This window comes from Microbacterium sp. ProA8 (assembly GCF_039905635.1).
In the GTDB taxonomy this organism is placed as follows: domain Bacteria; phylum Actinomycetota; class Actinomycetes; order Actinomycetales; family Microbacteriaceae; genus Microbacterium; species Microbacterium chionoecetis.
Genome location: NZ_CP157000.1, coordinates 2,778,480 through 2,802,857 on the forward strand (window position 1 = coordinate 2,778,480; position 24,378 = coordinate 2,802,857).

Genomic DNA, 24,378 nt, shown 5'->3' on the forward strand with positions numbered 1-24,378 from the left:
GGAACCGCATAGGAAGAGCGCCACACTGGACGCATGACCAACCCCGCGCCCACCCTGCTGCGTCCCGACGGCTCGAATCTTCGCGTTCTCGTGGTGGACGACGAGCAGATGCTCACCGACCTGCTGTCGATGGCGCTGCGCATGGAGGGGTGGGAGGTGCGGACCGCCGGCTCGGGGTTCGAGGCCCTGCAGGCTGCGCGCGAGTTCGAACCCGACGCCATGGTGCTCGACATCATGATGCCCGACCTCGACGGCATGGCCGTGCTGCAGCGGCTGCGTCAGGCCGGCGATGACGTCCCGGTGCTGTTCCTGACCGCGAAGGATGCCGTGAACGACCGTGTCGCGGGGCTCACCGCCGGCGGCGACGACTACGTCACCAAGCCCTTCAGCCTCGAGGAGGTCGTCGCACGCCTCCGCGGTCTCATGCGCCGTGCCGGCACCGCCCACGCCGCCGGCGCCGAGCCGATCCTGCGCGTCGGCGACCTCAGCCTCAACGAGGACAGCCACGAGGTCGCGCGCTCGGGTGAGGAGATCGAGCTCACCGCCACCGAGTTCGAATTGCTCCGTTACCTCATGCGCAACCAGCGCCGCGTGGTCTCGAAGGCGCAGATCCTCGATCGCGTCTGGAACTACGACTTCGGCGGCCGCTCGAGCGTCGTCGAGCTCTACATCTCGTACCTGCGCAAGAAGATCGACGCCGGTCGCGAACCCCTCATCCACACCGTGCGCGGCGTCGGCTACATGATCAAGGCGCCCCAGTGACCGACACGGCCGGCGGAGAACCGGTGGCGAAGAAGACGGGGACGGATGCCGCGGCCGCCGCCTCGGCGACCGCCGAAGCTCCCCTCGACGCGTCCGGTACGGCGTCCGACTCCCCGGCCGGCGAGCAGCTGCCCCGCCGCGCACCGTGGACGCTGCAGCGCAAGCTCATCGTCACGGTCGTGGGCATCACGTCGTTCATCATGGTGCTCGTCGCCGCCGCGACGAGCGCGATCCTGGGGGGCGTGCTCGAGCAGCAGCTCAACGACAACGTGCAGTCGGCGGCGCGGCGGTCGTCGGTCGTCATCGCGCAAGCCGGGGTCGCCGGCCTCACCGCCGAGGAGATCCTCACCCAGCAGCCACAGCCACCCGGCTACTTCCTCGCCGTTCAGACGGTTCCCGCCGCTCCGACCGCCGCAGTGATGACCGCCGAGGGCGTCGTCGAACTCGGCGAGGACGAGATCGACAAGATCAGCGAGAGCCTGCGCGACCAAGACGACCAGCTCGTGGTCACGGTCGAGGACCGCGGGACGTATCGCGTGGAGCCCGTGCAGGTCGGCGGCACCTTCGCCCTCGTCGGGCTCTCCCGCGACGACGTCGCGGCGACGATCGGTCGCATGCTCACCACGATCGGCCTCCTCACGGCCGGCGGCCTCCTCCTGCTCGCGGTGGCCACCGCCTGGACCATCCGCCGCGGCCTGGCTCCCCTGCGCGCCGTCGCCGACACCGCGGCCCGGGTCTCGACGCAGCGGCTCGACCAGGGCGAGGTCACCATCGCCGAGCGGGTGCCGACACGCGAGGCCGACCCCCGCACCGAGGTCGGCCGGGTCGGCGAGGCGCTGAACACGCTCCTCGACCACGTCGACGAGTCGCTCACGGCGCGCCAGCGCAACGAGGAGCGCATGCGCGCGTTCGTCGCCGACGCCAGCCACGAGCTGCGCACGCCGCTCTCGTCGATCCGCGGATACTCAGAGCTCTCGCTGAAGGCGCTCAGTCGTGGTCAGGGCGCCGCCACCATCGAGACGACGGAGGCGTCGCTCGAGCGCATCCAGGCGCAGTCGCTGCGCATGACCTCGCTCGTGGAGGACCTGCTGCTGCTGGCGCGCCTCGATGAGGGCCAGGAACTCGTCTACGGCACCGTCGACCTCACGCGGCTCGTCATCGACGCGGTCGGCGATGCGCGGCCCACCGGTCCCGACCACGAGTGGGTGCTCGAGGTGGGCGATGAGCCCGTGCTCGTCGCCGGCGACACCGGCCGGCTGCACCAGGTCGCCGCCAACCTCCTGGCGAACGCCCGCACGCACACGCCGACGGGCACGACGGTGACGGTGGGTGTCGCGCGCGACGACGGCGCCGCGGTGCTCCGCGTGCACGACAACGGCCCCGGCATCGATCCGTCGATCAAGGACGAGCTGTTCGAGCGGTTCTCGCGCGCCGACCGCTCGCGTGCACGCCAGACGGGCGGCACCGGCCTCGGCCTCTCGATCGCCCGGGCGATCGTCGACGCCCACGGCGGCAGCATCCGTGTCGACAGCGTCCCCGGTGACACGACGTTCGAGGTGCGCCTGCCTGCTCGACCCGCCGACCCGGCCCTGAGCCCCGGCCTCAGTAGCCGCTGAAGGCGTCCGTGGTGATCGAGCGGGCGCGCTCGAGCGCGGGTGCGAGATCGGCGATCAGGGCCGCCGGCCCCGAGATGTACGCGTGGCGCGATGCGATGTCGGGCACCACGCGCAGCAGCCCGTCGGCGTCGAGCCGCACGCCGCGCGCCCAGACCCAGTGGTCGGGCAGGTCGGTCGGCCGGTCACGCGTGAACACGATGACGTGGGCTCCGGATGCCGCGATCTCGTCGCGGTACGCCAGCTCCGAGGAGTCGGACGCGACGTAGACCAGCACGATGTCGCGGTCGAGGCCCGCTTCCTGCGCGTGGCGCAGCTGTGACACGAACGGCGTGACGCCGATGCCGGCGGCCACCATCAGGATCGGCGCGGCGTCGCGCTTGGGGAGCAGGAAGTCGCCCCAGACACCGGTGATCGCCAGCGCGTCGCCGGGTCGCACCTCGGCCAGCGCCTTCTTGTACGAGCTCAGGGGCTTGGTGGTCTTGCCGTCCTTGAACGCCACCTTCAGGAGCGGAAGGTCCTCGGGGGCCGACGCGATGCTGAACTCGCGACGCGTGCCGCGGGCGTCGGGGTGGCGGTGCGGCACCTCGAGCTCGAGATACTGGCCCGGGAGGAACGCCAGCCGGTCGTGAACGCGGAACGTCAGCTCCTGCACGCTCGGCGTGGGCTCCGAACGGGACACGAGCGTGAGCCGCACGGCGGTGCGCACCGCGAACGCGAAGGCGACGAGGTTTCCGACGAGCAGCGCCCGCTCCTGGCCGAGGGTGATGTCGCCGATGGGGATCGGCCAGCCCGCCAGCACGCCGACGACGGTGGCGACCGTGAGCTGCTGCCAGCGCCGCGGCGGCAGCGTGAGCGGCTCGGACAGCATGAACGCCCCGAGGAAGAGGAACGGCGACGACCAGAGCACCGGCCACAGCACGTCGAGCACGTCGAGGTCGACACCGGCCGCCTGGTACTGCGCCGCGGTGCGGAAGACGGCCACGGCGACCGCGAACACCAGGAACACCGCGACCACCCGCAGCTTCTCGGTGCGCACGAGCACCGCCAGTCCGAGCAGGATCACGGGCGCCGCGAGCGCCGGCGTCCCGACCCACCAGGACGACGCGCCGAGATCCGGCCAGACCAGGCTCAGCAGCGTGAGCACCGTCGCGCCCACGGCCGCGGGGTTGAAGATGTGGCGCCCGCGCCACGCGAGCACGTACTTCGACAGCGACGCGACGGCCGCGGCGATGACGATCCCGAGGAGTCCGGCGAGCTCGAGGGTCGGACGCAGCACGAAGAGCAGGATGTGCGCCGTGATCAGCGAGGACTCCAGGCGCCAGGGCAGGTTCAGCAGGCGCTGGGCCGCGGCATCCACCCCCACGCACACGGCCGCGAGCACCGCGAGCGTCACGACGAGCTGCAGCGGATCGGGGCCTACGAGACCGAAGAACGACAGCAGCAGGGCCACGACGGCCAGTGCGGCGAGCGCGAAGTAGACCAGCCGGTACATCGACATGCGGCCGAGCACCGCGAAGACGCGGTTCCAGACGGCGGTGAGGGTGCCCATCGGGGTCACACCGGCTGCAGGGGCTCGTGGGGGCCCGCAGGCGGGATGACACGGATGCCGTCGCCCGGGCGTACGACGCCGCCCTCGAGCACGACCGACATGACGCCCGCCAGGCGCACGGTGGCGCCCGAATCGTCGACGTGGACCAGCTCCTTCATCAGCCCCGTCGAGACGCCGTCGATCTGCACGCAGGGGTTGCGGAGGCCCGTGATCTCGACCACCGCGTCGTCGCCCAGCTCCAGACGCGTGCCCCGCGACAGCCCGAGCAGGTCGATGCCGGCGGTGGTGACGTTCTCGCCCAGTGCGCCCGGGTGCACCTCGTGGCCCCGTTCGGCCATGTCGTCGAACAGCTCGGCGTGGATCAGGTGCACCTGGCGCAGGTTCGGCGTCGTGGGGTCGCGCCGGATGCGGGACAGGTGCTGCACGGTGGTGCCGGCGTGGGCATCGCCCTCGACGCCGAGCCCCGCGATCAGGGCGATGCTCTCACGCGTCGGCTTGCTGAAGCGATGCGCGTCGTCGCGCGCGACGGCGACGACATGCCCGGTGAGGGTTTCGGGGCGGGGTTCGGTCACTGCTCAAGGCTATTCGGTCGGGAAGCCGGCGCGGTCCGGGCCCCGCGGTCCTTTCGCACGAACACGTCGGCGCGGCAGCCGGGAGACCACTCGACGCGGCCATCCGTCGTCATGCGCACCCAGTCGACGCCCCACTCGTGCGCCAGGCGCGGGCCGCCGTCGAAGAACAGGGCCGTCGCGACGGCATCCGCGGTCATCGCGTCCGGCGCCACCGCCCACGTCGCGGCGATCGTCCGCACCGGCTGCCCGGTGCGCGCGTCGAGCACATGGTGCAGGGTCGTGCCGGCAGCCGATGGCCACGCGCGCCGGTTGACGGCGGAGGCGCAGAGCGCGGCATCCGTCACCTCCCACACGCCGATCGCGCGACGGGGATCGAACGGATGCTCCAGCCCGATGCGCTGCGGCCGCCCCCGCACCGCCAGGTCGCCGCCGGCGTCGACCGTGAGGTCGCCGGTCTCGGTGCGCATCAGCATGTCGAGCACGAGGTCGACGAGGCGGCCCTTGCCCAGGGCGCCGACGTCGATCGTGGCGGGCACGGCGAGCGCGAGGCGCCGCTCGCCCCAGGTGAGCACCTGCTGCCAGCCGGACGGGGCCGGGAGCGGCCCCTGGTCGTGGAGCGTGTACCCGGCGTCGTAGCCGAGGGCGTCGAGCGATGCCCCGATGAGCGGGTTGACGGCGCCCGCCGTGGCGTTCGAGAGCGCCTCGAGGGCATCGAGCATCGGCACGGCGTCGGCGGGCGCGGGGATCGCGCCCGCGGTGCGCGCCAGCGCGCTCACCGCCGAGTCCGGACGGAATCGCGACCACGTGCGGTCGAACTCGTCGATGCGGGACATCACCTCGTCGCGCACCGCCGGTGGCAGGCGGCGCTCGGTGACGATCTCCCACCTCGTGCCGATGGCGTCGAAGCGCCACGGCTCCGGCGCCGCTGTCACGGCCTAGCTCGCCGCCTCGGCCTTGATGGTCTCGATGGCCTCGTTGAACCCGCCGCTCGTGAGCGACGATCCCGCGACGCGGCTGACCTGGATGTCGTCGATGTCCTGCCCGACCACCACATCGGCGATGCCGCCGATGAACTCGCCCTGGTACTGCTCCGATTCGCGCTTCTGCGGGTCGCCCGTCACCTCGACGTCGGTGATCACGTCGCCCTCGAGGGTGACGGTGACCGAGATCGTCTCCACCGATTCGGGCGTGGCGTACGAGCCGTCGGCCGTGTATGTGCCGTCGGCGTACGAGCCGGTGCCCGCGGAGCCTCCGTCGGTCGAGCCGCTGTCGGTGGTCTCGGTGGTGTCGGGGCTGGCCGGCTCCTCGGCCTCCGATGCCGTCGGCGCACAGCCGGCGAGGAGGGCGATTCCGGTGACGGCGGTCAGCGCGGCCCCGGCGCGGACGGGGCGGGAAGCGAGTGCGGTGCGGATCATGACGGTCCTCCTGGCTCGTGGTGCTCGGTCGGTGCTCGGTCGAAGCGAGCGGCTGACGCAGCAGCGTCGGGAAGATCCTGTCAGTCCGTCCTATGAGCCGCCTCTGAGCGTGTCGGCGGATGACGACGCCGTGCCGCGCGCACGCAGCGCGGCCTTGAGCGCCTCGACCGCGAGGAAGATCCCGATCGACACGACGATCGGAAGGATCCAGGAGGTCGCGGCCAGCGGCCGCGAGTCGAACAGCACGTTCATGAACGGCACGTAGGTGTAGATCACCTGCAGCACGATCAGGGCGATGGCCGACCACCAGACCGCGCGGTTTCCGCGCAGCACGTCGAGCGTGAGGCTGGAGCGACTGAGGAACCGGCAGTTGAACAGGTAGGCGAGCTGGCCGAGCGCCAGCATGAGGACCGCTTCGGTGCGGGCCACCTCGATGTCCTCCCCCGCCGCGACGACGCCGTAGAAGACGCCCATCGCCGCGCCGCCGATGATGAGCGACACGACGAGCACGAACCCGAGTTCGCGGCGATCGATGATGGGACCGCCGGTGGCGCGGGGCGGGCGGCGCATGATGCCGCGCTCGGCGGGCTCGTAGGCGAGCGCGAGCGACAGCGTCACCGCGGTCACCATGTTGACCCACAGCACCTGCACGCTCGTGATGGGAAGCGCCAGACCGAAGACGACGGCCACGAGGATCACGAGCGACTGCGCGCCGTTGGTGGGCAGCAGGAACACGATCGACTTGCGGAGGTTGTCGTAGATGCGCCGGCCCTCGGCGATCGCGCTGCGGATCGTCGCGAAGTTGTCGTCGGCCAGCACGAACTCGGCGGCCTCCTTGGTCGCCTCGGTGCCCTTGATGCCCATCGCGATCCCGACGTCGGCGCGGGTGAGGGCGGGAGCGTCGTTGACGCCGTCACCGGTCATGGCGACGACCTCGCCGTGGGACTGCAGCGCCCTCACGATCCGGATCTTGTGCTCGGGGCTCGTGCGCGCGTACACGTCGACGTCGCGCACCACCTCGCGCAGCTGCTCCTGGCTCAGCGCCTCGAGCTCGGCACCGGTGAGCACCTCGGCGTCGGCGCCCGCCAGCCCCATCTCGTGCGCGATGGCGAGGGCCGTGCCGGCGTGGTCGCCCGTGATCATCTTCACGCGGATGCCGGCGGTGTGGCAGTCCGCGATGGCCTCGACCGCCTCGGGCCGGGGCGGGTCGACGATCCCCCACAGCCCGATGAACTCGAGGTCGATGAGGTCGTCGAGCTCGAACTCGTCGGTGGTCGGCCGCACGGGCTTGCGCGCCGCCGCGAGGACCCGGAGGCCCTGCGAGCTCAGGGCGGTGACCGCCGCGTCCCACCGCGCGAGGTCGAGCGGCTCCGACCCGTCGGCGCCGCGCTGCGTGAGCGACCGCTCGAGCAGCCGGTCGGGCGCGCCCTTGACGAGGATCGCGCGCGACACCTCGCCGGCCGCACCGCCCGAGCGGGCGCCTTCGTTGAGCGTCGCCATCAGCTTGTGGGCCGAGTCGAACGGGATGACGGCGACCCGGCGCCCGCCGGCGCTGCCCACGCCGCCCTTCATCGCGACGACCTTGAGGGCGCCCTCGGTCGGCTCGCCCACGAGGTTCCACGCGCCGTCGTCGCCGCGGACGATGTGCGCGTCGTTGCACAGCGTCGCGATCGCGAGGATCGCGGCCAGATCGCCGCGGTCGGCGGCCGCCCCCGCTTCCGCGGTCGCGCCGGCGGGGACGATCTCGCCCTCGGGGACGTAGCCGAGCCCGGTCACGTCGTACTGGCCGAGCGGCGTGACGATGTGCCGCACGGTCATCTCGTTGCGGGTCAGCGTGCCCGTCTTGTCGGAGCAGACCGTCGTCACCGACCCGAGCGCCTCGACCGCGGGGAGCTTGCGCGTGATGGCGTTGTGGCGGGCCATCTGCTGCACGCCGATCGCGAGCGTGATCGTCACGAGCGCCGGCAGGCCCTCGGGGATCGCCGCCACGGCGAAGCCGATCGCCGCCGAGATGAGCTCGGGGTACGGCATCCCGTGCAGGAAGCGGCCGATCATCATCATGATCGCCGCCATCGCGAGGATGACGACGGTGAGGACGCGTCCGAAGCCGTCGAGCTGACGCGTGAGCGGGGTCGCGAGCGACTCCGCCTCGTCGGCGAGGCTCTGGATGCGGCCGAGCTCGGTCGTGGGTCCCGTTGCCGTGACGACACCGCGGCCCTGGCCGGCGCTCACGATGGTGCCCGAGAAGGCCATCGATCCCCGGTCCCCTACTCCGGCCTCGGGCGCCGAGGGCTCGATGGTCTTCGACGACGGAACGGACTCGCCGGTGAGCGCGGCCTCGTCGATGCGCAGCTGGAAGGCCTGCAGCAGCCGCAGGTCGGCGGGCACCTTGTCGCCCGGCATCAGCCGCACGACATCGCCCGGCACCAGATCGGCGGCCGGCACGGTCACCCAGCCGCCGTCGCGCCGCACGCTGGCATCGGCCGACAGCATGCCGCGGATGCCGGCCAGAGCCTTCTCGGCGCGGCCCTCCTGGATGTACCCGATCACGGCGTTGATGACCGCGACCACCATGATCACCCAGAAGTCGAGCCAGTCGCCCATGAGCGCCTTGATGACGGCGGCGCCCAGCAGGATGTAGATCAGCGTGTCGTTGAAGTGCGCCAGGAAGCGCAGCACCGCCGGCTTGCGCACGGGGTCGGGCAGGCGGTTCGGGCCGGCGATCTCGAGACGCGCCTCGGCGTCAGCGGTGCGCAGTCCCCCGGCGTCGGCATCGAGGTGCGCCAGCACCTGCTCGACCGGCAGCCCCCAAGGACGCGCGACGGTGAGGCGGCCCTCCGTCAGCTGTCCGGAGTCGAGCGGTGCGGAGTCCAGCGGCTGCGTCATGGATGCTTCGTCCTTCCGTCGCCGCCCCGGAGTCGGTCGGTGAGACCCGGTGCCGGCGTCAGGCCGCCCCGTCGAACATGCTGGTGACGGAGCCGTCCTCGAACACTTCGTGGATCGCCCGTGCGAGCAGCGGGGCGATAGGCAGAATCGTAAGGCTCGGGAACCGCTTCTCGTCGGGGATGGGCACCGTGTCGGTCACGACGACCTCGTCGATCGCGGGGCTCTGCAGCCGCTCGGCCGCCGGATCGCTGAAGATCGCATGCGTCGCGGCGACGATGACCCGCGTCGCGCCGTTGGCCTTGAGCGCCTCGGCCGCCTTGACGATCGTGCCGCCGGTGTCGATCATGTCGTCGACCAGCAGGCAGACGCGGTCTTCGACCGCGCCGACGATCTCGTTGACGGTGACCTGATTGGCGACGTTGGGATCGCGGCGCTTGTGGATGATCGCCAGCGGGGCGCCGAGGCTGTCGGACCACTGGTCGGCGACGCGCACCCGTCCGGTGTCGGGCGAGACGACGGTGAGGCGCTCGCGGTCGGCTTCGCTGAGGGTGTTCTGGAAGTACTCCAGCAGCACGGGCTTGGCGAACAGGTGGTCGACCGGACCGTCGAAGAAGCCCTGGATCTGCGCGGCGTGCAGGTCGACGCTCATGATGCGGTCGGCCCCGGCGGTCTTGAAGAGATCGGCGACCAGTCGCGCGCTGATCGGCTCGCGGCCGCGGCCCTTCTTGTCCTGACGGGAGTAGGGGAAGTACGGCGCCACGACGGTGATGCGCTTGGCCGACGCGCGCTTGGCCGCGTCGAGCATGATGAGGGTCTCCATCATCCACTCGTTGACCGGCGGGCCGAAGCTCTGGATGAGGAAGAGGTCGCAGCCGCGGATCGAGACCTCGAACCGGGTCAGGATCTCGCCCGAGGCGAAGGTGCGGTACTCGGTCGGCACCAGCTCCGTGCTCAGCTGCTCGGCGACCTGTGCCGCGAGCTCGGGGTGCGAGCTCCCGCGTGCGATGACGAGCCGCTTCTTCGTCTTGGCGACGAGGCCGGGGGCGATGTCATTCGCCCGGTCGAGTTCAACGGTCTTCTTCTTGCGCGACATCGTCCGCCTTCTGTGCGCTGCGGGCCTTGGCGGCGACATCCGCCGCTCCGGTACCCGGTCTGTTCTGCTCGACCCACCCCTCGACGTTGCGCTGAGGGGCGACGCTGAGAGCGAGGGCACCGGCGGGCACATCCTTGCGGATGACCGCCCCCGCCCCCGTCTTCGCGCCGTCTCCGATCCTAACGGGCGCCACGAAGACGTTATGCGAGCCGGTGTGGACTTCGTCGCCGATCTCGGTGCGGTGCTTGGTCAGATCGTCGTAGTTCGCGGTGATCGCGCCCGCGCCGAGATTGACCCCGCGGCCGATCGTGGTGTCGCCGATGTACGACAGGTGCGGCACCTTGCTGCCCTCGCCGATCGTGGAGTTCTTCGTCTCGACGAACGTGCCGATCTTGCCGTTCTCGCCGAGGTAGGTGCCCGGCCGGAGGTACGCGAACGGACCGACGGTCGCGCGGGCGCCGATGACGGCGAGCGTCGCGTCGGTGCGGGTGACGGTGGCGTCCTCGCCCACCTCGCAGTCGACGAGGCTCGTGTCGGGTCCGACGACGGCACCGGTCGCGATCGTCGTGGACCGGAGGATGTGCGTGTTGGGGAGCACCGTGACGTCGGGGGCGAGCGTCGCGGTCACGTCGATCCACGTCGTCGCGGGGTCCAGGATCGTCGCGCCCTCCAGCTGCCAGCGGCGCACGGTGCGGGCGTTGAGCAGGCGGGCGGCCTCGGCCAGCTGCACGCGGTCGTTGACGCCCAGGGCGGCGGCGGCATCCGGAGCGGTCTGGGCCGCCACGGCGAGGCCATCGCCGCGCAGCAGCGCGACCACGTCGGTCAGGTACTTCTCGCCCTGCGCGTTGGCGGTTCCGACGAGCGCCAGCTCGGTGCGGAGAGCCTGCATCTGGAAGACGTACACCCCCGCGTTGATCTCGGAGACGGATGCCTCATCCGCCGCCGCGTCCTTCTGCTCCACGATCCGCGACACGGCGCCGTCGGCGTCGCGGATGACGCGGCCGTAGCCGGTGGGGTCGTCGAGCGACGCGCTGAGCACCGTCGCGGCGACGGCACCGTCGCGGTGCCGGCGCAGAAGCTCGGCCAGCGTGTCGGCATCGAGGAGCGGCACGTCGCCGCTCAGCACGAGGACGTCTCCGGCGAAGTCGTCGAGCGCGTCGAGGGCCATCTCGACCGCACGGCCGGTTCCCGGGATCTCGTCCTGGTCGACCACGATGACGCCCGGCGCCGCCTCCACGACGGCACCCGCGACCAGGTCGCGCTCGTGCCGCACGACCACCACGACGCGCTCCGGCTCGAGGGCGAGGGCGGTGTCGAGCACGTGCCCGACGAGCGGGCGGCCGCCGATGCGGTGCAGCACTTTCGGCAGCGCGGACTTCATGCGGGTGCCCTGGCCGGCGGCGAGGACGATGACGGCCAGAGCGCTGTCGCGGGGGGTGTCGGTCATGCTCCGCCGCCAGGACTCGAACCTGGGCCTCACAGCTCCAAAGGCTGTCGTGCTGCCATTACACCACGGCGGACCACGGCGCCCGGTGGTCCGGATGCCGCCCGACAAGTCTGCCAGACCCTCTCGCCGGGCTCGGCCCGCACTCGGGTGTCACGACACGCCGTGATGCGCTCGCGATGCCGCCCGTCGCACCACCCGAACGGCGGCGTCGGCGGGGACCGGACCGCCATAATGAGGGCATGACGGCGCAGAGCGACGAGGTGGATCGCATCGTCGAGGCGTGGACGACGCAGCGCCCCGACCTCGACTTCTCGCCGCTGGGCGTGCTCTCGCGCGTCGACCGGCTCTCACGGCACCTCGACCGCGCGCGCCGCGACGCCTTCCGCCGCAGCGAGCTCGAGCCGTGGGAGTGGGATGTGCTGTCAGCCCTGCGGCGGGCCGGCGAGCCGTTCCAGCTGAGCCCCAAGCAGCTGCTGCAGCAGACCCTCGTGTCGAGCGGCACGATGACCAACCGCATCGATCGCCTGGTCGGCCGCCGGCTGGTGCGCCGCGAGTCGGACCCCGACGACGGTCGCAGCGTGCTGGTCACGCTCACCGACGAGGGGAAGATCCGGGTGGATGCCGCGATCACGCGACTCGTCGACGCCGAGGCGCTTCTCCTCGACACGCTCTCGCGGGGAGACCGCGAGCGGCTCGCCGCCCTGCTGCGCAAACTCAGCCTGGGCTTCGACGCGACCGCGTGAAATGTCCGGGCTGGATCGAGCAGATCAGCCCGCCGAGGCGCGGATATCGCCGATCCTGCCCGGGTCTTTCACGCTCAGGGACGCTCACCCGAGCTGCTCGGTGAGCTCGAACCAGCGCTCCTCGACGCCGTCGCGCTCCTTCTCGAGCTCGCCGATGCGCGCCATCTCCGCTCCGAGGCCCACATAGTCCGCCTGGTCGTGGTCGGCGAGCCCGATGCGGGCGGCACTGATCTGCGACTCGAGCTTCTCGAGCCGACGCTCGAGCGCGGACACCTCCTTCTGCGCGGCGCGCAGGTCGGCTCCCGACAGCGAGGGCGACGCGGATGCGGGGGCTGCGGCATCCGTTCCGGCACCGCGTTTCGTGTCGTCGCGCTCGCTCAGTGCCCGGGCGCGCAGCCGCAGGTACTCGTCGACGCCTCCCGGGAGGTGGCGCAGGTGGCCGTCGAGGATCGCGTACTGCTGGTCGGTGACGCGCTCGATGAAGTACCGGTCGTGCGACACGACGAGGAGCGTTCCCGGCCAGGAGTCGAGCAGATCTTCGATGGCGGCGAGCATGTCGGTGTCGAGGTCGTTCGTGGGCTCATCGAGGATGAGCACGTTCGGCTGCTCGAGCAGGATCAGCAGCAGCTGCAGCCGCCGCTTCTGACCGCCGGAGAGGTCCTTCACCGGCGTCGAGAGCTGCGCGCTCTGGAAGCCCATGCTCTCGAGCAGCTGGCCCGGGGTGAGCTCCTGCGCCTTGGAGCCGGCCCCGAACGTGTAGGTCGTGCGCAGGCGCGAGATGACGACGCGCACCGGATCGTTGAGATGCTCCTCGAGCTCGTCGAGGCGCTGTGTGAGCGTGGCGACCTTCACGGTCTTTCCGCGCTTCACCCGCCCCGACGTGGGCTCGACATCGCCCGACACCAGGCCCAGCAGGGTCGACTTGCCGGCGCCGTTGATGCCGAGGATCCCGGTGCGCTCGCCGGGCGCGATCCGCCACTCGACCGGATGCAGCACCTCGCGGCCGTCGTAGGCGACGGCCGCGTCGAGGAGGTCGACGACGTCCTTGCCGAGGCGCGAGACGGCGAGCGAGCGCAGCTCGGTCGCGTCGCGGATCTCGGGGACGTCGGCGATGAGGACGTTGGCGGCGTCGATGCGGAACTTCGGCTTGGACGTGCGGGCCGGAGCGCCACGACGCAGCCACGCGAGCTCTTTGCGGGCCAGGTTCTGGCGCCGCTGCTCGATCACCGCCGACTGGCGGTCGCGCTCCACGCGCTGCAGGATGTACGCCGCGTAGCCGCCCTCGAACGGCTCGACGATCCGGTCGTGCACCTCCCACGTGGTGTTGCACACCTCGTCGAGGAACCAGCGATCGTGCGTCACGACCAGGAGGCCGCCCTGGCTGGCGGGCCAGCGGCCCTTGATGTGCTCGGCGAGCCACGAGATGGCCTCGACGTCGAGGTGGTTGGTGGGCTCGTCGAGGAAGAGCACGTCATGGTCGCCCACGAGCAGCGTCGCGAGCGAGACGCGCCGGCGCTGGCCGCCCGACAGCCCCGCGACGGGTCCGTCCCACGGCAGGTCGCCCAGCAGCCCCGCGATGACATCGCGCGCGCGGGCGTCACCGGCCCACTCGTGGTCGGGACGATCGCCGACCACGGCCTGGTGCACCGTGAGCGTGTCGTCCAGCGTGTCGGCCTGGTCGAGCACGCCGACACGGATGCCGCCGCGCACCGTCACGCGACCGCCGTCGGGGTCGAGCCGGCCGGCGAGCATCGCCAGCAGGCTCGACTTGCCGTCGCCGTTGCGGCCGACGACGCCGATGCGGTCGCCCTCGTCGATGCCGAGCGAGACCCGGTCGAAGACGACCTTCGTCGGGAACTCCAGATGCAGGGCCTCGGCCCCCAGAAGATGTGCCATGTCCCCTCCAGGCTAGGCGAGGTGCGGGGCCCGGCCGCGCGCGGGGAGCCGAGGAGACCCGGTCAGTCGGCGATCTGCACCGCGCGGTCGAATGCCACGTAGCCCGAGAAGTCGGCGCCGACGCGCGCAACGGCGCTCGAGTGCGGCGTCGGGTACGACCACGCGCGGTCGGGGTGCTCGCCGTCACCGGCACGGACGCTGAAGTACTGGGCCTCACCCTTCCAGGGGCAGGTGTACGGCGTCGCGCTCTCGACGAGGGCGCCCTTCGCGACCGCCACGGGCGGCCAGTACCAATTGCCCTCGATGCGGACGAGGTCGTCCTTGTCGGCCTCGGCGATCACCACGCCGTTCAGCACAGCCTTCATCATTCCTCCAGGTGGGTTGGTCTGCCCCCAGAGGACGAACCGGCCCTGGCGCGGATGTGTTCCCGCCGGAGGTGGCGCGCGCTGCGCGACGCGGAGTCAGTACCAGATGCTCAGCCGCGGCGCGGTGTGCCAGCCCAGCACGCGCGCAGCGGCCGCGGCATCCGTCGTCTTCACACGTCCCGCCGCGGCGAGTGTCGCCGCTGAGACCGCTCCGAGGTAGGTGGCCGACAGCTCCGTGATGCCGAGCGCGACCTCCACCGCCCCGTCGGGCGACTCGCCGTCGGCGAGAGTCGTCACACGTCCGACGCCGTCGGCGTCGACCTCGAGCAGATACCGCCCGCTCGAGAGCCCGAGCGGGTCGGACACGTCGAGCACGAGTGTGCCCGCACCGCCGTAGCGACGCGTCTCGAGGCATGCCGCCACGTCGATGATCCGCACGTACTGGTGGTCGCGCACCGTCACCTTGGCCGCCCGCTGGTCGGCGATCATCCAGAGCAGCGGCTCGTCGATCGAGAGCTCTCCCGCGTGCACCTCGGCGACCAGGTCGAGCTCGAGGAGGAACCGCCAGAGCGCGGCGTACGCGTCGTCGGTCTCGGCCAGGAGGTAGTGAACCGTGACCGTCGCCTTGGTGAAGTCGTCGTGGTTCTCGCGCACGGCGTAGACCGCAGCACCGCGCACCTCGCCCTCGGCATCCGTGTACTGGACGGCGCGCTTCTCGCCGACCTTCTCGGCGGCCGGATTCGTGCCGGCGAACCCGTCCCAGTGGCTGCCCGGCACATCGATCTCGCCCGGGAAGCGGTGGCGCACCCGCTCGTGCAGCGCCGGCAGGAGCTCACGCACCCGCTCGCGGGTCACGAAGTCGACGCGCCCGGCGGGCTGCGGGCCGATCCACGCCGCGCGCTTGGTCTCGATCTGCCACGATGCGCCCGCCGCCGCCGGGGCGAACCCGTAGCGGCCGTAGAGCGGGGACTCGCTGACCGTGAGCATCGCCATCGGGATCCCGGCGGCCTGAGTGGCGCGCAATTCGCCCTCCAGCATCGCCCGGGCGACGCCGCGGCGACGATGCGTCGGCGCGACGGTCACCGCCGAGATCGCGCACGATGCGATCGCCGCACCGCCCGGCACGGTGAGTTCGCCGAGCCAGGACGCGATGGTCGCCACCGGGGCGTCGGCCATCGGACCCGCGGGGTCGTACACCCCGGTGAGCCGGCGGAAGCCGCTGCGGTCGCGAGACGCCGAGATCTGCTCATCGGTGCGCTCGCCGTCCTGGAAGCCTCGCGCGACGGACTGGAGCCAGCCGACGAACCCGTCGCCCTCGACCTCGAGCCGGCGGTAGTCGAGGCCGTTCGCGGCGAGCCGCGTGCGGGACTGCTCGTCCACGGGTCCGCCGCGGAACGCGGCGCGCTCGGACTCGCCGGCAACGCGCGTGGAATCGACGGTGTTCATGGGGTCTTCCTCTCGGGGCTCAGGACGCCGGTCTCACGCCACCACGCGTGCACCGGCCACCGGCCCGTGCACATGGAGCGCTTCGTACCCGGCGGCCGACAACGTGATCTGCAGTTCGAGTGCCGACTCGGGATCGACCGCCAGGAAGGCCAGCGTAGGGCCGGACCCCGACACCAGCCCGGCCAGCGCACCGGACTCCTCGCCCAGCTCCAGCACCTCGCGCAGCTGCGGCCGCATCGACAGCGCGGCGATCTGGAGGTCGTTGCGGGTGTGCTCGGCGAGCGCGACCGGGTCGCCGGCGCGCAGCGCCTGCAGCACCGTGGGATCGACGGCGGGGACGCGGGCTGCGGTGGCGATATCGGGGCGCACCCGAAGCTCGTCGAGGTGCGCGTACACCTCGGGCGTCGACAGTCCGGCCTTCGACGGCACCACGACCCAGTCGAACCGGCCCTTCGCGAGGGCGGGGCTCAGCTGGTCGCCGCGGCCGGTCCCGATCGCCGTCCCCCCCATGAGGGCGAACGGCACGTCGGCGCCGAGCCGGGAGGCGAGCTTGTGCAGTTCGGCGGTGCCCAGCTCGGCACCCCACAGCGCGTCGCACGCGACGAGGGCGGCCGCGGCATCCGCCGATCCGCCGCCCATGCCGCCCGCGACCGGCACGTGCTTGACGATGTCGAGGTGCACGCCGCCGTCGTACCCGATGCGCTGCGCCACGAGCCGCGCCGCGCGCACCGCGAGATTGCGGTCGTCGGCCGGCACTCCGGTCACGTCGACGGTGCCCGAGATCGCCACCGTGAACTCGTCGGAGGGCGAAGCCCACACGTCCTCGTACAGCGACACCGCCTGATACGCCGACGCGACGTCGTGGTAGCCGTCGTCGTGCACACCGCCGACCTCGAAGAAGAGGTTCAGTTTTCCCGGCGCCCGCACCCGGACGCCGTCGGCGGCGAGGGCCTGCGTCACCGGTTCGCCGATTCCGCCCAGAGATCCACGTCGATGCCATCCGACAGCGCGTCGATGCGCTCCAGCTCCTCGGTGTCGAACGCCGGGCCCTCGAGGGCCTTGAGGTTCTCATCGAGCTGCGCCGGACGCGACGCGCCGATCAGGGCGGACGCGACCACGGGGTCGCGCAGCACCCACTGGATCGCCATCTGGGCGAGCGTCTGCCCCCGCTCCTTCGCGATGACGTCGAGTGAGCGGAGCGTCGACAGGCCCTTCTCGCTCAGCGACCCGCTGGGAAGCGACGCCCGCTGCTGCGCACGCTCGGCCGAGCCGTCGCCGAGGTACTTGTCGGTGAGCAGGCCCTGCGCCAGCGGCGTGAACGCGATCGCCCCCATGCCCTCCTGCCGCAGCACCCCGGTCAGGCCGTCTTCGACCCAGCGGTTGAGGATCGAGTACGACGGCTGGTGGATCACCAGCGGCGTGCCGAGCGATCGGGCGACGGCGGCCGCCGCCGCCGTCCGCTCCGCGCTGTAGGACGAGATGCCGACGTACAGCGCCTTGCCCTGACGCACCAGGGTGTCGAGCGCGCCCACGGTCTCTTCGACGGGGACGTCGGGGTCGACGCGGTGCGAGTAGAAGATGTCGACGTAGTCGATGCTGAGGCGCTGCAGGGACTGCTCCGCGCTGGCGAGCAGGTACTTGCGCGCACCGCCGTTGCCGTACGGACCGTGCCACATGTCGTAGCCGGCCTTCGACGAGATGATGAGCTCGTCACGGTACGGCGCGAAGTCCTCGCGCATCATGCGGCCGAAGTTCGTCTCGGCGCTGCCGTACGGCGGGCCGTAGTTGTTGGCGAGATCGAAGTGGGTGATGCCACGGTCGAACGCGTGGCGCAGCAGGGCTCGCTGGTTGTCGAACGGGATGTTGTCGCCGAAGTTCCACCAGAGGCCGAGCGACACGGGAGGGAGGGTGAGGCCCGACGTGCCGACGCGGCGGTACTCCCCTCCTGCCGCGGAGCCCGTGGAAGCGTAGCGGTCGTCGGCGGCGGCGTAGGGGCGGTGGAGGTCTCCTCCACGGGACAGGTAGCGCGCGTCTTCGGTCACCGGTCCAGGCTATCGGCGCGGCGTGCGGCGCGCAGGTGGCGCCCGCGGCGTGTGCCTCCCGCCGCGCCCCGGCACAGGGGCACACGCGGTGCCGGCATGTCAAGGATGCGGTCGGAAACGTCTTCGTAACGGATGATGCCTAAGGTGACCACACCGGACGGCGACACCGCGTCGCCAGCGAAGGAGGAAATATGGCCGCACTCTCGGCTCTGCCGCAGCCCGCCCTCACATGGACGGGACTGCTGGAGCGCGCGGACATCGCCATCGACCGCGGCATCCTGCACGTCGTGCACGACGATGTCACGCCGGTCGAGGCCCGCACGACGGATCTCCTGCTCGTCGCCGGCGCCCTGGAGGCAGCCGGCATCTCCGTGACCCTGATCCGCCACGATCGCGCGATCCCCGCGCTGGCCGTCGACCTCGCCGATCGCGACAGCGCGCTCACCGCGCTCGCCGGCCTCTGCGCGACGGAGCCCGTGTACATCAAGGCGAAGGGGCGTCCGCCCGTGCTCGCCTCGGACGCCTCGCCGTTCCCCGCTGCCCCGTCCGGCGTCCGCGTCTACCGGCCGCGCATCAGCCGCAACGGCACGCTCCGCTACACCGCCGCCCTCGGCGCCCACCTCGAGTTCTGGCGCTTCGCCGACGACGTCGTCGAGGCGCCCCACGACAACGCCCTCACGCGCAAGCTCACGCCCGCCGACGATCTCACCTACACGACCGTCGAGCGGTACGGGCGCGCGTGGCGGACGCTGGACGGCATGTTCGACCCGCAGCCGCACGAGTTCACCGAAGAGGTCGACCTCGTCTTCTCGTGGGTGGACGGCTCATCGAGCGCCTTCCAGCGCATGCGCGCCGCCCAGATGGCCGAGTACGTCGTCGGCGACGGCGACGACGGCCCCGCGCGCTACCGTCACGTGGACGAGCTGCGCTACGCGCTGCGGAGCGTCCACATGTACGCGCCCTGGGTGCGACGGATCTTCATCGCGACCGACTCGCCGGCGCCGTCCTGGCTGCTCGAGCACCCGAAGGTGACCATCGTCCGCAGCGAGGAGTTCTTCGCCGACCCCTCGGTGCTGCCCACCCACAACTCGCACGCCGTCGAGGCGCAGCTGCACCGCATCCCGGGCCTCGCCGAGCACTTCCTGTACTCCAACGACGACATGTTCTTCGGCCGCCTGGTCGAGCCCGAGCTCTTCTTCACCCCGGCCGGCGTGACGAAGTTCGTCGAGTGCGAGGTGCGGATCGGGGCCGGCGCGCCGGCGTCGCATCGCAGCGGCCACGACAACGGGCTCCGCGTCAACCGCGCCCTGCTGAGCGAGCGATTCGGCCGCACGATCGTCCGCGACCTCGACCACTGCGCGACGCCGCTGCGCAGGAGCGTCATGGCCGAGCTCGAGGAGGCCTTCCCCGACGACTTCGCGCGGACCGCGGCATCCCGCTTCCGCTCCGCCACCGACATCTCGGTCACCAACAGCCTCTACCACTACTACGCCCTCATGACCGGGCGGGCGGTCGCCACCCACGAGCCGCGCGTGCGGTACGCGCAGACCACCATGGCGTCGGGGCTCCGGCGCATGCAGCGCCTCGCCGAGCGGACCGACGTCGACATGTTCTGCCTCAACGACGGCGGCAACGCCGAGGTCCCCGAGGACGTCCGGGTGCGGAGCCTCCGCGACTCGCTGGAGCGCATGTTCCCGGTGCGGGCGCCGTGGGAGCGCGCCGAGCTCAGCGCAGCAGAGGAATCGGCTCGGTCGGCGCATCCCTCCGGACGACGCTGAGCGGCGCGACCTCGGCGGCGCGCAGCCGGCGCTGCGCCTCGTCGGCGTCGATGTACTCCAGGGTCCGCGGCGCGTCGACGGGCACGACCGAGTGCACGACGGTGTCGTCGTAGACGTGCACGAGGTTGAAGGCCTGCGCGCCGTCCTGGGGGCGGGTGCCGCCCACGGGAACCGTGAGGTCCTGCGCGTAGCAGGTGGAGGATGCGACCGACACCGGAATGCCGGCGAAGGTGGCGAAGGTGGAGTAGTGCAGGTGGCCGGCGATGATGGCACGCACGTCGGTGCCGCGGAGCACCGCCGCGAGCCGTGACTGATCGCGCAGCTCGACGCTCGCAGCGAGGGGCAGCACGGCCGGGACCGGCGGGTGGTGCATCGCCACGATGGTGCCGAGCGGCGCCGGGGTGGCGAGCACCTCCCTCAGCCACGCCAGCTGCTCATCGCGCAGCTCGCCGTAGTGGTGACCGGGAACGCTGGTGTCGAGGGTGACGACGCGGAGCCCGTCGAGCTCGTCGACGCGGTCGACGGGACGACGATCGGATGCCTCGTCCAGCAGCTCGGCGCGGAACGCCGCGCGATCGTCGTGGTTGCCCATCACCCAGAGCACGCGCGCCCCGATGCGTTCGGCGAACGGCTCGACGAGGGCGCGCAGATCCGCATAGGCGCCGCGTTCCCCGAGGTCGACGAGGTCGCCGGTGAAGACCACCGCGTCGGGCCGCACGCCCGACTCCTCGATGACGTCCAGCGCTCGCGTCAGCTGGGCCGCCCCGTCGAGCGCGTCGAACAGACGCGGCGTGGACGCCGCGCGCAGGTGGGTGTCGCTGATGTGCAGCAGGATGCGTTCAGGGGCCGGATGCTCTGCGGGTCGCATGTCGGTTCACTCCGGTCCGCCGCGAGGCAAGCTGCCCGTGGAGCGGGACGGCGGACGGCAGAAATGTTACCGGCATGTTTCGGGCCATCCGGTCACCACACGGTGAACAATGACCAAACTCACACCGCGTCGGGATCTCCGGCCGCCTGGGCGATGCGGACGAAATCGTCGATGGAGAGGTCCTCGCCGCGCGCGGTCGGCGCCACCCCGGCCTTCTCCAGCACCGCGGACGCGGCGGCCGCGGAGCCACCGAGGACCGCGGAGGTCGCCTGCCGCAGCATCTTGCGCCGCTGCTGGAAGGCCGCGTCGACGATGCCGAACGTCCTCCGCCGCAGGGCCTCGTCACCGCGCGGCTCGGCGTCCCGGCGGAACCCGACCAGCACGCTGTCGACATTGGGGACGGGCCAGAAGACCTGTCGCGAAACCGTGCCCGCCAGTCGCCACGGGCCGTACCAGGCGGCCTTGACGCTGGGGGCGCCGTACACCTTCGAGCCCGGCGGGGCGGCGAGCCGCTCCCCCACCTCCGCCTGCACCATCACGACGCCGCGGTCGAGACCGGGAAAGTGCTCGAGGAAGTGCAGCAGCACCGGCACGCTCACGTTGTACGGCAGATTCGCGACGAGCACCGCGGGGTCGCCGGGCAGCTCGGTGACACGCAGCGCATCGGCGTCCACCACCGTGAGGGCCCCGTCCGCGACGCCGTGCGCGGCGACGGTCGCCGGCAGGCGCTCCGCGAGGCGGTGGTCGATCTCGACGGCGGTGACGGATGCCCCGGCCTCGAGGATCGCGAGGGTCAGCGATCCCAGCCCCGGCCCCACCTCGACCACGCGGTCGCCCGGGACCACCTCGGCGACGTTCACGATCTTGCGGACCGTATTGGCGTCGACGACGAAGTTCTGCCCGAGCTTCTTCGTCGGCGTCACGTCGAGTTCGGCGGCGAGGGCACGGATCTCGGCCGCGCCGAGGAGTGTCACGGGCATGCGTTCACTGTACGGCGTGCGGGTGCGCAAACCCGGATCGCGCGTCGTTCGCCGACCGGCCGCCGATGACCTCGCCCTCGCGCGACCCGGCCGCTAGCGTACGACCATGAGTTCGACCGGATCGATCCCCGCAGACGCGTTCTCCCTCCGCAGCCCGTATGGGCGCCGCGCGATCGGCCTCTCGGTCGCCGCCGCCGTCGGCGGATTCCTGTTCGGCTTCGACTCGTCGGTGATCAACGGCGCCGTCGACTCGATCTCGCAGGATTTCGCGCTGAACGACGTCATCACCGGCTTCGTGGTCGCGATCGCACTGCTCGGCTGCGCGGTCGGCGCGATCATCGCCGGCAACCTGTCGGATCGCTGGGGGCGTCTGCGGGTCATGTTCCTGGGCGCGATCATGTTCTTCGTCAGCTCGATCGGCGCGGGGCTCGCGTTCTCCGCCTGGGACCTGGCGCTCTGGCGCGTGATCGGCGGTCTCGGCATCGGCATCGCGTCCGTCGTCGCGCCCGCCTACATCGCCGAGATCGCGCCCCGGCAGATCCGCGGCGGCCTCGCCTCGCTGCAGCAGCTCGCGATCACCCTGGGTATCTTCGCCGCCCTGCTGTCGGACGCGCTCCTCGCCAACACCGCCGGCGGCGCCGACGAGGTGCTGTGGTTCGGCCTCGAGGCGTGGCGCTGGATGTTCCTGGTCGGCGTCGTCCCGTCCGCGGTGTACGGCATCCTGTCGTTCACCCTGCCGGAGTCGCCGCGCTATCTCATCGCGAAGGGACGCTACGCCGAGGCGAAGGAGATCTTCTCGCGCCTCGTGCCGGCCGCCGATCTCGACCACACCATCCGCGACCTGCAGACCGCGATCGAGAGCGACCGCAAGAACGCCGGCGTCTCGCTGCGGGGGCCCGTGCTGGGCCTGCAGCGGATCGTCTGGGTCGGCATCATCCTGTCGGTGTTCCAGCAGTTCGTCGGCATCAACGTGATCTTCTACTACTCCACGAGCCTCTGGCAGTCGGTCGGATTCGACGAGAGCGACTCGTTCACGATCAGCGTCGTGACCTCGATCACCAACGTGCTGGTGACGCTCATCGCGATCTTCCTGGTCGACCGCGTCGGCCGGAAGCCCATTCTGCTGACCGGCTCCGTCATGATGGCCGTGTCGCTCGGACTGATGGCGATCTCGTTCGTGTTCTCCGAGACGGATGCCGAGGGCGCGGTGACCCTGCCCGCACCGTGGGGGCCGATCGCGCTCATCGCGGCGAACGTGTTCGTCGTGGGCTTCGGCGCGTCGTGGGGGCCACTCGTCTGGGTGCTGCTCGGCGAGATCTTCCCCAGCCGCATCCGCGGCAAGGCGCTCGGCGTCGCCGCCGGGGCGCAGTGGATCGCGAACTTCCTCATCACGATCTCGTTCCCCGCGATGTCGTCGTGGTCGCTGCCGCTCACCTACGGCATGTACGCGGTGTTCGCCGCCCTGTCGTTCTTCTACGTGCTGCTGCGCATCCCCGAGACCAAGGGCATGGACATCGAGCAGACCGAGACGCTCTTCACGCACAAGGGCGCCGCGACGCCGGCGAGCTGACCCTGCGGCGGCTGCGGCATCCGTCTCGCCCTCTAGGATGAACGGATGCCCTCGCTCGGCGAACTGATCGCACCACGCCGCCTGGGCACCGATTTCCGGTGGCTCCTCGCGTCCTCGTGGACGAGCAACCTGGGCGACGGCATCGCGCTGGCCGCCGCGCCGCTGCTGATCGCGTCGCTCACGTCGTCCCCGATCCTCGTGGCCGCCGGCGCCATGATGCAGTTCCTGCCGTGGCTGCTGTTCGGCCTGCTCGCCGGTGCCGTCGCCGACCACCACGACCGCCGGCGGCTGGTGATGCTCGCCAATGGCGTGCGGGCGCTCGTCGTGCTCGCCCTGGTGGTGTTCCTCCTCACCGGGAACGCGACCGTCTGGCTCGTGCTGGCGACCAGCTTCCTCTACGGCACCGCCGAGGTGTTCGCCGACTCGGCCGGCAGCACACTGCTGCCGATGCTCGTCAAGCCCGCCGACCTCGGCATCGGCAACGCGCGCATGCAGGCGGGCTACCTCGTCGCGAACCAGCTCGCCGGACCACCTCTCGGCGCGTTCCTGTTCGCCCTCGGCTCGTTCTGGCCGTTCGTGCTGCAGGTGCTGTGCGTGTCGCTGGCGGTGCTCCTGATCTCCCGCATCGCGCGCACGCCCGTCCCCGAGCATCCGGAATCGTCCCCAGGCACCAAGGTGCACGCGATCCGCGAGGGTCTGCAGTGGCTACGCCACAATGCGCCGGTGCGCACGCTGGTGATCATCATCCTGGTCTTCAACGTCACCTGGGCCGCCCCGTGGGGCGTCCTCGTGCTGTATGCCACCGAGTACCTCGGCATGGGGCCGGTCGGCTACGGCGCCCTGGCCACCGCGTCGGCGCTCGGCGGATTCATCGCGATCTTCAGCTTCGGCTGGCTCGAGAAGCACGTGTCGTTCTCGACGCTGATGCGGGTGTGCCTGTCGCTCGAGGTGCTCATGCACCTCTCGTTCGCGCTCACGACCTCGCCCGCCGTGGCCTTCGTCATCATGTTCGGCTTCGGCCTGTACGCCTTCGTGTGGGGGACGATCTCGACCACCGTCCGCCAGCGTCTCGTGCCGATGGAACTGCAGGGCCGCATCGCCTCGGTGAACATGGTGGGGGTCTTCGGCGGACTGGTGATCGGTCAGTTCATCGGCGGGGTCCTCGCCCAGACGTGGGGGCCCACGGCGCCGTGGTGGTTCGCCTTCGCCGGCTCCGCCATCACGCTCGCGCTGGTGTGGCGGTCGATCTCGCACATCGCCGCCGCGAAGCCGGTGCTGGACGAGAAGGACGCGAAGGACGTCGCCACCGAGGAGGAGCCCGGCGCAGGCGGTCTTCCGCTGCCGGACTGA

Annotated in this window: 20 protein-coding genes and 1 tRNA gene; 6 read left to right on the forward strand and 15 right to left on the reverse strand. The window is 71.4% G+C overall.

Annotated features, from left to right (window positions below):
- The first annotated feature begins 33 nt into the window (after nucleotides 1-33).
- Nucleotides 34-762, forward strand: a complete 729-nt coding sequence (locus ABG085_RS12475) for a response regulator transcription factor (protein ID WP_347976052.1) — start codon at nucleotides 34-36, stop codon at nucleotides 760-762.
- On the forward strand, nucleotides 759-2,378 hold the full coding sequence (locus ABG085_RS12480; protein ID WP_347976053.1) for a HAMP domain-containing sensor histidine kinase: 1,620 nt from the start codon (nucleotides 759-761) through the stop codon (nucleotides 2,376-2,378). The genes ABG085_RS12475 and ABG085_RS12480 overlap by 4 nt, the downstream gene beginning before the upstream one ends.
- On the opposite strand, the gene ABG085_RS12485 is transcribed toward ABG085_RS12480, so the two are convergent.
- From ABG085_RS12485 to ABG085_RS12520, 8 genes are all read right to left on the reverse strand, one after another.
- Nucleotides 2,365-3,927, reverse strand: coding sequence for a flavodoxin reductase (locus tag ABG085_RS12485; protein WP_347976054.1), 1,563 nt, complete (start codon nucleotides 3,925-3,927; stop codon nucleotides 2,365-2,367). The genes ABG085_RS12480 and ABG085_RS12485 overlap by 14 nt on opposite strands.
- A gap of 5 nt (nucleotides 3,928-3,932) precedes the next feature.
- The gene (locus tag ABG085_RS12490; protein WP_347976055.1) at nucleotides 3,933-4,499 is read right to left on the reverse strand and encodes an MOSC domain-containing protein; all 567 of its coding nucleotides are present in this window, start codon (nucleotides 4,497-4,499) and stop codon (nucleotides 3,933-3,935) included.
- The gene (locus ABG085_RS12495) at nucleotides 4,496-5,431 is read right to left on the reverse strand and encodes an FAD:protein FMN transferase (protein ID WP_347976056.1); all 936 of its coding nucleotides are present in this window, start codon (nucleotides 5,429-5,431) and stop codon (nucleotides 4,496-4,498) included. The genes ABG085_RS12490 and ABG085_RS12495 overlap by 4 nt, the downstream gene beginning before the upstream one ends.
- 3 nt (nucleotides 5,432-5,434) lie before the next feature.
- Entirely contained in the window at nucleotides 5,435-5,914 is a 480-nt protein-coding gene (locus ABG085_RS12500; RefSeq protein WP_347976057.1) for an FMN-binding protein, read from the reverse strand.
- A gap of 90 nt (nucleotides 5,915-6,004) precedes the next feature.
- Nucleotides 6,005-8,800: an HAD-IC family P-type ATPase gene (locus ABG085_RS12505; protein ID WP_347976058.1), complete on the reverse strand. Its 2,796-nt coding sequence runs from the start codon at nucleotides 8,798-8,800 to the stop codon at nucleotides 6,005-6,007.
- Nucleotides 8,801-8,858: 58 nt separating this feature from the next.
- Entirely contained in the window at nucleotides 8,859-9,893 is a 1,035-nt protein-coding gene (locus ABG085_RS12510; protein WP_347976059.1) for a ribose-phosphate diphosphokinase, read from the reverse strand.
- Nucleotides 9,868-11,340 (reverse strand): bifunctional UDP-N-acetylglucosamine diphosphorylase/glucosamine-1-phosphate N-acetyltransferase GlmU, encoded by a 1,473-nt coding sequence (glmU, locus tag ABG085_RS12515; protein ID WP_347976060.1) that lies wholly within the window; start codon nucleotides 11,338-11,340, stop codon nucleotides 9,868-9,870. Before glmU ends, ABG085_RS12510 begins: the two co-directional genes overlap by 26 nt.
- A gap of 1 nt (nucleotide 11,341) precedes the next feature.
- Nucleotides 11,342-11,413: transfer RNA gene (locus tag ABG085_RS12520), tRNA-Gln, on the reverse strand.
- Nucleotides 11,414-11,579: 166 nt separating this feature from the next.
- On the opposite strand from ABG085_RS12520, the gene ABG085_RS12525 reads away from it, so the two are divergent.
- Complete coding sequence (locus tag ABG085_RS12525) at nucleotides 11,580-12,083, forward strand: MarR family transcriptional regulator (protein ID WP_347976061.1); 504 nt, start codon at nucleotides 11,580-11,582, stop codon at nucleotides 12,081-12,083.
- 84 nt (nucleotides 12,084-12,167) lie between these two features.
- On the opposite strand, the gene ABG085_RS12530 is transcribed toward ABG085_RS12525, so the two are convergent.
- The 5 genes from ABG085_RS12530 to ABG085_RS12550 all read right to left on the reverse strand — a co-directional run bounded on the left by ABG085_RS12530 (nucleotide 12,168) and on the right by ABG085_RS12550 (nucleotide 17,832).
- Complete coding sequence (locus ABG085_RS12530) at nucleotides 12,168-13,979, reverse strand: ABC-F family ATP-binding cassette domain-containing protein (RefSeq protein ID WP_347976062.1); 1,812 nt, start codon at nucleotides 13,977-13,979, stop codon at nucleotides 12,168-12,170.
- Between the two features lie 62 nt (nucleotides 13,980-14,041).
- On the reverse strand, nucleotides 14,042-14,344 hold the full coding sequence (locus ABG085_RS12535; protein WP_347976063.1) for a DUF427 domain-containing protein: 303 nt from the start codon (nucleotides 14,342-14,344) through the stop codon (nucleotides 14,042-14,044).
- A gap of 96 nt (nucleotides 14,345-14,440) precedes the next feature.
- The gene (locus ABG085_RS12540) at nucleotides 14,441-15,790 is read right to left on the reverse strand and encodes a GNAT family N-acetyltransferase (RefSeq protein ID WP_347976064.1); all 1,350 of its coding nucleotides are present in this window, start codon (nucleotides 15,788-15,790) and stop codon (nucleotides 14,441-14,443) included.
- Nucleotides 15,791-15,823: 33 nt separating this feature from the next.
- Nucleotides 15,824-16,750 (reverse strand): 4-(cytidine 5'-diphospho)-2-C-methyl-D-erythritol kinase, encoded by a 927-nt coding sequence (locus ABG085_RS12545; protein WP_347976065.1) that lies wholly within the window; start codon nucleotides 16,748-16,750, stop codon nucleotides 15,824-15,826.
- Complete coding sequence (locus tag ABG085_RS12550; RefSeq protein ID WP_347976066.1) at nucleotides 16,747-17,832, reverse strand: aldo/keto reductase; 1,086 nt, start codon at nucleotides 17,830-17,832, stop codon at nucleotides 16,747-16,749. The genes ABG085_RS12545 and ABG085_RS12550 overlap by 4 nt, the downstream gene beginning before the upstream one ends.
- A 191-nt stretch (nucleotides 17,833-18,023) precedes the next feature.
- Here ABG085_RS12550 and ABG085_RS12555 point away from each other — a divergent pair, with 191 nt between their 5' ends.
- Nucleotides 18,024-19,610, forward strand: coding sequence for a stealth conserved region 3 domain-containing protein (locus tag ABG085_RS12555; protein WP_347976067.1), 1,587 nt, complete (start codon nucleotides 18,024-18,026; stop codon nucleotides 19,608-19,610).
- Here the strand turns inward: ABG085_RS12555 and ABG085_RS12560 are convergent.
- Both ABG085_RS12560 and rsmA read right to left on the reverse strand, forming a co-directional pair.
- On the reverse strand, nucleotides 19,558-20,478 hold the full coding sequence (locus tag ABG085_RS12560; RefSeq protein WP_347976068.1) for a phosphodiesterase: 921 nt from the start codon (nucleotides 20,476-20,478) through the stop codon (nucleotides 19,558-19,560). The two genes, ABG085_RS12555 and ABG085_RS12560, sit on opposite strands and share 53 nt — an antisense overlap.
- A gap of 119 nt (nucleotides 20,479-20,597) precedes the next feature.
- Complete coding sequence (rsmA, locus tag ABG085_RS12565) at nucleotides 20,598-21,458, reverse strand: 16S rRNA (adenine(1518)-N(6)/adenine(1519)-N(6))-dimethyltransferase RsmA (protein WP_347976069.1); 861 nt, start codon at nucleotides 21,456-21,458, stop codon at nucleotides 20,598-20,600.
- 106 nt (nucleotides 21,459-21,564) lie between these two features.
- Between rsmA and ABG085_RS12570 the strand changes: the two genes are divergently transcribed.
- Together ABG085_RS12570 and ABG085_RS12575 are read left to right on the forward strand one after the other, a co-directional pair.
- Complete coding sequence (locus tag ABG085_RS12570; protein WP_347976070.1) at nucleotides 21,565-23,028, forward strand: sugar porter family MFS transporter; 1,464 nt, start codon at nucleotides 21,565-21,567, stop codon at nucleotides 23,026-23,028.
- A 45-nt stretch (nucleotides 23,029-23,073) separates the two neighbouring features.
- Nucleotides 23,074-24,378: an MFS transporter gene (locus ABG085_RS12575; RefSeq protein ID WP_347976071.1), complete on the forward strand. Its 1,305-nt coding sequence runs from the start codon at nucleotides 23,074-23,076 to the stop codon at nucleotides 24,376-24,378.